The 8,342-nt window shown below is 65.9% G+C and carries 9 protein-coding genes and 1 pseudogene; 4 read left to right on the top strand and 6 right to left on the bottom strand.

Features of this window, described 5'->3' with window-relative positions; genetic code table 11:
* The first annotated feature begins 502 nt into the window (after nt 1–502).
* From DD1DGNOD_RS28525 to DD1DGNOD_RS01405, 3 genes are all read left to right on the top strand, one after another.
* On the top strand, nt 503–1,306 hold the full coding sequence (locus DD1DGNOD_RS28525) for an N-6 DNA methylase (protein WP_241251112.1): 804 nt from the start codon (nt 503–505) through the stop codon (nt 1,304–1,306).
* Between the two features lie 124 nt (nt 1,307–1,430).
* Complete coding sequence (locus tag DD1DGNOD_RS01410; RefSeq protein ID WP_131764749.1) at nt 1,431–1,637, top strand: type II toxin-antitoxin system HicB family antitoxin; 207 nt, start codon at nt 1,431–1,433, stop codon at nt 1,635–1,637.
* Nucleotides 1,637–1,861: a type II toxin-antitoxin system HicA family toxin gene (locus DD1DGNOD_RS01405; protein ID WP_131764748.1), complete on the top strand. Its 225-nt coding sequence runs from the start codon at nt 1,637–1,639 to the stop codon at nt 1,859–1,861. Before DD1DGNOD_RS01410 ends, DD1DGNOD_RS01405 begins: the two co-directional genes overlap by 1 nt.
* Before the next feature lie 26 nt (nt 1,862–1,887).
* On the opposite strand, the gene DD1DGNOD_RS01400 is transcribed toward DD1DGNOD_RS01405, so the two are convergent.
* On the bottom strand, nt 1,888–2,325 hold the full coding sequence (locus tag DD1DGNOD_RS01400) for a TIGR03618 family F420-dependent PPOX class oxidoreductase (RefSeq protein ID WP_131769264.1): 438 nt from the start codon (nt 2,323–2,325) through the stop codon (nt 1,888–1,890).
* Between the two features lie 162 nt (nt 2,326–2,487).
* Here DD1DGNOD_RS01400 and DD1DGNOD_RS01395 point away from each other — a divergent pair, with 162 nt between their 5' ends.
* Nucleotides 2,488–2,622 carry a type II toxin-antitoxin system HicA family toxin gene (locus DD1DGNOD_RS01395; RefSeq protein ID WP_131764747.1) on the top strand — a complete coding sequence of 45 codons (135 nt, stop codon included), beginning with the start codon at nt 2,488–2,490 and terminating at the stop codon, nt 2,620–2,622.
* Between the two features lie 181 nt (nt 2,623–2,803).
* Here the strand turns inward: DD1DGNOD_RS01395 and DD1DGNOD_RS01390 are convergent, their stop codons facing one another.
* The 5 genes and pseudogenes from DD1DGNOD_RS01390 to mqo all read right to left on the bottom strand — a co-directional run bounded on the left by DD1DGNOD_RS01390 (nt 2,804) and on the right by mqo (nt 7,828).
* Entirely contained in the window at nt 2,804–4,123 is a 1,320-nt protein-coding gene (locus DD1DGNOD_RS01390) for a hypothetical protein (RefSeq protein ID WP_131769263.1), read from the bottom strand.
* A gap of 99 nt (nt 4,124–4,222) precedes the next feature.
* Nucleotides 4,223–4,693, bottom strand: coding sequence for a class I SAM-dependent methyltransferase (locus DD1DGNOD_RS28520; RefSeq protein WP_250645283.1), 471 nt, complete (start codon nt 4,691–4,693; stop codon nt 4,223–4,225).
* Nucleotides 4,689–5,072: pseudogene (locus DD1DGNOD_RS28515) on the bottom strand (class I SAM-dependent methyltransferase); the annotation flags it as partial. The pseudogene DD1DGNOD_RS28515 and the gene DD1DGNOD_RS28520, both read right to left, overlap by 5 nt.
* A 341-nt stretch (nt 5,073–5,413) precedes the next feature.
* Nucleotides 5,414–5,815, bottom strand: a complete 402-nt coding sequence (locus DD1DGNOD_RS01380) for a PPOX class F420-dependent oxidoreductase (protein ID WP_131764745.1) — start codon at nt 5,813–5,815, stop codon at nt 5,414–5,416.
* Nucleotides 5,816–6,268: 453 nt separating this feature from the next.
* Entirely contained in the window at nt 6,269–7,828 is a 1,560-nt protein-coding gene (gene mqo / locus DD1DGNOD_RS01370; protein ID WP_131764744.1) for a malate dehydrogenase (quinone), read from the bottom strand.
* Nucleotides 7,829–8,342 lie beyond the last annotated feature (514 nt).

Below are 8,342 nucleotides of genomic sequence, written 5' to 3'. Positions count from 1 at the left end.
GGGGTGCGGACGGGGCTCGGTAGCGGCGCCTACGGCCCTCTGAGGAGCGGGGGATGTGGTGGCAGTGCGTGTGGCAACGCGGGCCGCCAAAGGGGTACTCCAGGCCGGAAATGGACGTCAGGGTACGTGTGCGGACGCTCCTGGACGGTATGGACCGGCCTGAAAAGCGGAAGGTCGGCGGTTCGACCCCGCCCCTGCCCACCACCGCTCACCTGGGCTTTTGTGATTTTGATCTAGGAAATCGGTGCCCAAAAGTCTGCCGACGTTGCTACAGATGTAGCAACAGCTGTCGGCGTAGCCCCCGCCACGAACCGGACAAACCCTCCGTGACCTGCGACGATGGTGGCCGTCGACTCGCACGATCGTCCGTTCTAGCGGCGGACACTCCGCCGCTCGGGCCGGCACAGTCGGCGCTGGACGCGGTCACGATGTGCCGACCTAGGCTGCTGGAAGTACGACTGGGTCGTTGACCTCGACGTCCAGGCGTTCTTCGACAGTTCTGATGTTCGTGCAGCACATGGTGGCGGTGCTGCGGGCACCCGGATCGAAACCGGCCGAGCGCGCCGGGAAGGTGCTGTTCGTCAACACGGACGCCGAGTTCCACGCCGGCCGGGCGCAGAACTACCTTCTCCCCGAACACCCCGAGAAGATCGTCTCGGCGTACCGGGAGTTCGCCGACATCCCCGGCTACGCGACCGTGGTGAGCCGAGCCGAGCTGCGTGAGCAGGGCGACAACCTGAGCATCCGCCGCTACGCCGACAACGCGCCGCCACCGGAGCCGCAGGACGTTCGCGCCCACCTGCACGGCTGGGTGCCGCGGGCCGAGGGCACGGCGAAGGCGATTCTGTTCGCCGCGCACGGGTTCAGCCCGGACGCGCTGTTCGTCGACCGGGACGTCGACTACCTGGACTTCGCCTCCGGCCTGGCCAAGGCGGACCTGCGCGGGTTGGTCGAGGAGCATCCAGGTGTTCAAGACCGTCGCGTTCTGGAAGGCGGTCGAACGGGCCCTGCCCGACTACGAGACACGCAAGAACCGCCTCGCGACCACCGGCGCCACCCTCTGGCTCGGCCAGCACTGACGAACGGCGGCTCCATATCCGCACTGTCCGGCGTCCTGTCATCGATCGGGGCTATTCCGTTCCGGAAGGCAGGACATGCCGAGCGCCTGTCCGGCCGGCAGCGCGGCGAGACGCTGGAATTGATCGCCACCTCCGGCGGCGATCCTGCCCTCGCCGGGCGGCTGTCTGCTCGGCGTTGGGCTGCGGCTCTGGTTCGAGTGGTGGAGGCAGTAGGTCCAGGCCGATGAGATTGCCGCGCGGCCCGGTGGCGGGCGGCCACTCACCAGCCTTCGACAGTCCAGACGGGCGGCGTCCATGTGCCGTGATCGGAGCTACTGCGAGCCTTGCGGCTGACGGCGTACAGTCAGCGCCATGAAGCGGATGGTCCAGATCCCCTATGAGCTGGAGCAGGAGGAGGACGGCACCTGGGCGGCCCATGCGTCGTTCCCCAGTGGTGGCGCGCACGGGCTCGGCAACAGTCCCGAGGATGCCGTCACCGATCTCTACGAGGCCGTCAGCCTGGTCATCGAGGAGCTCGGCGTTCCTCCGGTCCTGACGATTGTGCGGGACGTCGCCTGATGCCACCTCTTCCCGTGCTGCCTGGCGGGGAGGTAGTCAAAGTCCTCGAGAAGCTCGGCTTCGAGGTGGTCCGTGTCAAGGGAAGTCATCACATGATGAGGAGCTCTGAGGGTCGCTTCACGGTCGTGCCTGTTCATCCGGGTCGTGACATCCCGGTCGGAACACTGCGTCGGATCATTCGTGACGCGGGACTGTCGATCACAGAGTTTGCCGCCGCTCTCTGATCCTCCGGCTCGACCGTGTCGTGGCGTCAGTTGCTGTAGATCCGGGATGGTTCGATGAAGACGGCCGTGCGTCGTTGCTCCGCCATCACGCGGTCGTAGGTCTCCCAGTCGTCGTGGGTGCCTCCGGCGGCAACGAATATCTCGCGTAACAGGAGTCTGAGCCGATCGGCGTCGACGTGCTCGTTCAGGTCATCCGGCCCGATGAGCTCCGCGGCGCCTTCCACGGTCACCCACCGCCAACCGGACTTGAACGTCGCGCTGATCTGTGGACGTCGGCGGAGATGAGCCAACTTGACCTTGCCATACGTCACGAAGGCGACGACCGGCACGTCCGACAGCGGATGCCGCGTGAAGGCGGCGTTCACGACCGACGCCTGGATGCCTCCATTCGCGCGAAGCGTAGATATCACGGCGAGACCGTTGTCCGCGCGACACAGCTCGGCGGCATCCTCCATAGCTGTCATACCGTCCCCAGCTTTCTTCCGGATCAGAACACGCGACCGCCGGCCTGGTACACCGGCCATGGCATTCTCTACCGTCGCCGCCGGATCCTCGCGGCTGACGCCGGCCAAACGGCTGCACGTTGATCTCTTCGGCCGGGTCGTCGCGTAACCCACCGAGACAGCGTGGTGCGTCTTCCGGGACAGGTCTCCGTCCACGGCTGGCTGCATGAAGGTCGCTTCACCGTCGTTCCCGTCCATCCGGGCGGAGATATTCCGCCGGGGACACTTCGTCGGGTCATCCGCGATGCAGGGCTGTGAGTCGCCGACTTCATCACCCTCCGGTGACCGCGGGCATCGGCTCGGCAGGGGGTTGACGGCAACACCGCATTCCCGACCGGAATTCGAGGCCGGGACGACGCCGGTAACGGGGCGGGTGGTGCTGGGGTCGTGGATCGCGATCGGTCGGACGATCGGGATCCGATCAGCCGAGCGACCGGGATCACAGCAATGCCGCCCCGCAGTCCGCCGGCGTTCCAGGACTGCCGGTGGCGGCGGCGACGGCTCGGCCGACGAGGTGTTCGGGGAGTCCGGCCTGTTCGCCGTACCAACGTACCCAGTCGGGCAGCAGCGTCTTCGCCGCCGCCGTGACCGGATCGTCGATCCAGTCGTTCATCAGGGCCCGGTGGAACCGGACGCGGTGCGGGGACACCGTATGCCGGGTTTCCGGCAGGATGCCCTCGATCCACTCGTACGCCAGCGCGGCAACTGCCTCGGAATCCGGCTGTACGCCGTGGCGTGTGACATACCAGGTAGTGAACGCCTGCGCCGTCGGCGTCTCGTCGATGTCGCGGTACAGCGACCGTGTCTCGGGCAGCGGCATCCCACGCCTGCCCAACGCGTCCGCAAGATCATGGATACGGCGCCGGGCGCGGAACCAGTTGTCCAGTGCGGCGTCGGACTCGGTTCCGTGTAGCGTCTCTTCCCCGATGTCGCAGTAGAGGAGGCGCTGTAGGGCTTCCGCGGTCTCGGCCGGTACCGGCTGGGCGTCGTCAGCCGTCTCACCGACCATGCTCCGCCACGCTGCGGCCGCCTGCGGCACGTCGCCGAAGACGCCTGCGTTGACCAGCTCCACGAACCCGCAGGCGTCGATGTCGAACAGGAAGACCGACGGGTCCGCACCACCCGGATACTCACAGCCGGCGATCACCGCCAGCCGGGTGCCGTAGGCGTCGCGCATATGCCATACCTCGCCAGTGGCGGCGATACGCGGCAGCGTTTCCAGCCACTGCGGCTGGCTCCGCACGGCCGCGTCAGCCCGTGACGCCTTCGCGACGTCCGCCGCCAGGCTCCGTAACGCGGCCTGGGCGCCCGAAGCGAGCGCAGGTGACCCGATCGAGGCAAGGCCGTGCAACAGCCGCCAAGGCGCCTCCCATACGCCGCTGCCCCGGTCCAGCTCGTCGCGGACACGGGCAGCCAGCGCCTCGGTGAGCTGGGCGAACCACCAGTCGAACCACAGCCCGGCGCGTTCCTCGCGCAGGACACGGCGCAGCTGCCCGCCCAGCAGCTGCGCAGCTACCTCCTCCAGACGGCGAGGCCCGTCGGCCGCCATGACCATATCGGCCCCGTCGACGACCGCCCCGGTCGACGGACCGAACCAGTCGGGCTGCTGCCGACGCCCCGCCAACAGCTGTGACACCGTGGCCGGCGCGTTCTGCTGCTCTGGCTGCCGGCTGCCAGCGCGCGACGACACACCGATCGGACGAGCGGAGGGAGGCTTCTTACCCTTCTTGGTCTTACGTCCACGCGACACCGGCGACATACCGTCGATCGTAGGTGGACCTTCCGACAGCCGTAACACGGGCTGCTGACGAGACCCACCTTGATCCGCAGTGTGGTTCGCGGTGGCATTCACGCAGCGTCAATGCGGGCGGTCGGCGACGGTGACTCGCCCGCTTTGCAGCGATCGGCGCTGCTTCACCGGGATGGACAGTCGGGCAGCGACGGTGAGCAGGTCGCTGTCGTCGGCGACCGGGAAACGGTGGTTGGTGAGCAGTGTGCGCATGGCTGCGGCTGTCCAGGATGAGCGGCGTGGCTCGGCCGCCCACACGTTCGGCTGGCGCACGAGCGTGGTCATGGCGCGGGCGGCCATACGGCCGACGGCCGCTGGCAGGGAGGGTGACTGGTAGTTGATGATCAGGCGACTGCCGGGAGCGGAGCAGCGGTCGACGGCCGCCACCGTGGCGGCGACCTGGGCCCGTGTCAGGTACGGCACGACGCCCTCCCAGACCCATGTCGTCGGTACGGCACGGTGATGACCGGCCGGAGCCGAGCGCGTCCTCGAGGCGGTCGCCGGAGAAGTCGACGGGCACGAACCGCAGCGACCGCGCACACGGCGAAAGATCGCCAACCTGGTCGCGCTTGTCCTGCTGGGAGGCGGGGTGGTCGATTTCGAAGACGTCGACCTCGGCCAACTCGGACATGCGCCAGGCACGGTCGTCCAGACCAGCGCCCAGGATCACCAGTTGTGGGGACAGCCGGGAACGCACGGCCTCGTCGATCACGATGGTGCGCGCCACCATCACCTCGGCGGTTGCCCGTAGCATCTCGAACTCCGCCCGCTGGGCCCAGCTCTGGGGCGGCACGCCCCCGCGCACCCGGTCGACCGGGACCCGCTCGTCGTCACGCAGCAACGCGATCGCCGTCGCATCATGGAACCTGCCTGGCGCGACCAGCCCGTCCGCGGCGGCGCGACCCTGGCAGACCAGCACCGCGGTACGGCTCGCGGGACGTGTTTTCACGCGCGGTACGAGATGATGGTCGAGGACCAACAGGTCACGGCACTCCCCTTCCGCGCATTCCGTGCATTCCGCGCGCCGACCCGAGGATACTACCGCGACATAAGCGCTCCGCGGAATGGGCTGATAGCAGACCGTACGGTCGACTGTCGTGACAACGACCCGCCGTTCGAGCCGGGTGGCATTGCTACTCCCAGACGATCAATCATTACCGTCTGCGACGTAGTCAAGCCCATAACGACGGAGGTAACGGCACAAGGAAGCGATGAGTCAAAGGCGCAAGCGCGCTGCGACCGTGAAGGGCGCTGTGATCCCTATGACGAGCCGACCGGAGTGATAACGACAACAACATCACCGTATGGGGACTTCCTCTTGCCGAGATGGCCGAGCGTATTGAACAGTCTCGACACCGGAACCATTACTCCGTATTTCGCGCGAACTTTGCGCTGGACCGCGTCGAAGTCGTTGCCGGAGGTTGCCAACTCGGCGCTTCCCTCGACGGGCGACGAACCATCCCGGACGCGTCCACGCACGTCCGACGGCTGTACCACAACCTTGGGGTTGTTCCGGAGTCGCTTGTGCTTACCGGACGTCGACGACGTGCAAAAGCCGACTCGACCCCCGTCAAGCGGAACGATCCACGTAGGCGTGGACACGCCGGAACCAGTCTTACGGAAAGTTGTTACCGCAACATACTTCGCATCACTCAGCGCCATGCTGCAAGTCTAGGGCCCAGGAGGGCCCGGACCTATCGGGAGGACGAGATGCTTTTTGGCTGGAAGGCGACCAGACGATCTCGAGGGTGCCGGTACGACCATCCTCAGCCGCCGTCCTCAGCCGCGACCGCACCCAGCAAGGACGAAGCCCTCCGCGTAGCCACCGGACGGTGACCGACCCTTTTCAAGATCGCTTCTACTGCACCGGCGCAATGCGCACGGTTACCGGAAAAGGACGCCACCGCGGTCGTCGAGTTCCTTCACAGCTCGCCGGCGGCTGACCCTCATCGCGCCAGCAAACCGTTGCGGCTACAGCTCGCCGGCCCGGATAGAGCACCACTATCCGCTAGAGCACCACTATCCGGGCCTCGCCGAAGTCCGGCCATCCGAGCACGGACTGCCCCGCTCACCGGGCGAACACCATTATTCAGCGCCCCTCCCGGTCTACCCGACCTATTCGGCGGCCTTCCCGTCCCCGGTACCGGCAGATCGGCGCGGAAGGAGCCGAGGAATTTCGGTGAGATGCAGGGTCTTCGCGGTCGCAGCCATCGTCTGTGCCGCGAGCTCGGAATTATCCGAGAGCCGCTGGCCGAACGTGGGGATCATTTCGCCCAGCGTGGGCTGCCAGGCGTCATAGTGCTCCGGAAAGCACCGCCGGAGAAGATCGAGCATGATCGGTACAGCGGTGGATGCGCCGGGTGAGGCGCCGAGAATTCCGGCGATGGACCCGTCCCGGGACGCGACGACCTCGGTTCCGAACTGGAGAACTCCCCCTTTCTCGGGATCTTTCTTCACGATCTGCGCCCGCTGACCGGCCGTGATGATCCGCCAATCCCTTGCCAGGCTGCCGGGAACGAATTCCCTGAGTTCAGCGATCTTCTTCTTCCGAGTTGCTCTGAGCGCGTTCACCAGCAGGGCGACAAGTGCGATGTTGTCCCTGGCCATGGCAAGCAGCGGAAGGATGTTGTGCCAGCGAATGGATGACGGCATGTCGAAGACGGAGCCATATTTGAGAAACTTCGGGCTCGAACCGGCATAAGGACCGAACAGGATCGATTTCTGGCCGTCAACGATTCTGGTGTCCAGGTGCGGCATGGACATCGGCGGCGCACCGATCGGCGCCTTGCCGTACACCTTCGCATGGTGCCGGGCGACGATAGCCGGGTTGTCGGTGCGGAGGAACTGCCCGCTGATGGGCAGCAGGCCGAAGCCGTACGCCTCGGGTATACGCGATTTCTGCAGGATTTTCAGCGCCCACCCACCGGCGCCGACGAACACGAACCGCGCGGAGATTTCCTTCGTCTTCCCGTTCGTGTTATTGTGGACGCGCAACCGCCACCGTCCGTCCGGCTTCTGCGTCAGCGCCCTGATCTCCTGGTTGAGGTGGATACTGACACCGGACGACTCGAGCGACCGGAAAAGCTGACGGCTCAGGGAGCCGAAATCCACGTCGGTCCCGGATATGTCACGGGTTGCGGCGATCTGCTCGCCGGGTTTGCGCTGCTCGATCAACAACGGTGTCCAACGCTGGATCACAGCCGGGTCGTCGCTGAACTCCATGGCGGAGAACAACGGCTCCGTGCGCAGCGCCTCGTACCTTCTGCGGAGAAAGCTGACATCCGCCGCCCCGCGCACGAAGGTCATGTGCGGCGTCGAGTTGATGAAGGTTTCCGGATCGGAAAATGTTCCGTCCTCCACCAGATACGACCAGAACTGGCGGCTCACCTGGAACTGTTCGTTTATATTGATGGCCTTCTGCACGTCGATGGTGCCGTCGGGGAGCTCACTGGTGTAGTTCAGTTCACACAGGGCGGCATGACCGGTGCCCGCGTTGTTCCATGGGTCCGAGCTCTCCTCGGCAACCCTGGGCAATCGCTCGTATACGTCGATCGACCAGTCCGGCTGGAGTCTGCGCAGCAGAGTACCGAGCGTGGCGCTCATAATTCCCGCGCCGATGAGGACGACGTCGGTGGACTCACGAGCCCTGTTCGTGAAGGGCGACTGCGGATTCATGCGGTTCTCTTCCTTCTTTCATGATTCTCGCACCTGGCATAATTCCAGCGCACAGCCCGCATATACGCACGTATGATTGGGGTGGTGAGTCGTGAATCACGCGACGGAAAGACCTTGCCGGACCCGGACCCGCCGTCTGGTATGGGCGCCGGGTACTGCCATGAACGTCCGGACACCCCGTGAGCTGGGACAACGGGCTTACGGATGAATCATCGGGCCAGCCGCAGCGGTGTTTGCGAAATGGAATTTTTACACGCCTCTAACCTGGCGCCTTCGGGCGGGTTTCGGTCGGCATGACGACACGTCGGTAAATCACCGCAGTAAATAGGGCGGAATACCCTGCCGGCCAAGGAAAGAGGCGGCTGCCGAGGCCCCGGACGGGACCCCCTGGCCGGGGACATTCCGCAGCCCCGGGTAGTCCCGTATAGCCGGGTTGCAACGGCGCCGGTCCGCGGTCTGCGTCCACGCCGGCCGCCGGCGTCCACGCCGGCCGCCTACGTCCACACTCTGGCTC

Origin of the sequence: Candidatus Protofrankia californiensis (genome assembly GCF_900634765.1) — a bacterium.
GTDB classification, from domain to species: Bacteria; Actinomycetota; Actinomycetes; order Frankiales; family Frankiaceae; genus Protofrankia; species Protofrankia californiensis.
Note: the sequence above shows the minus strand (reverse complement) of the source record. Positions and strands in the feature narration are given on the sequence as shown.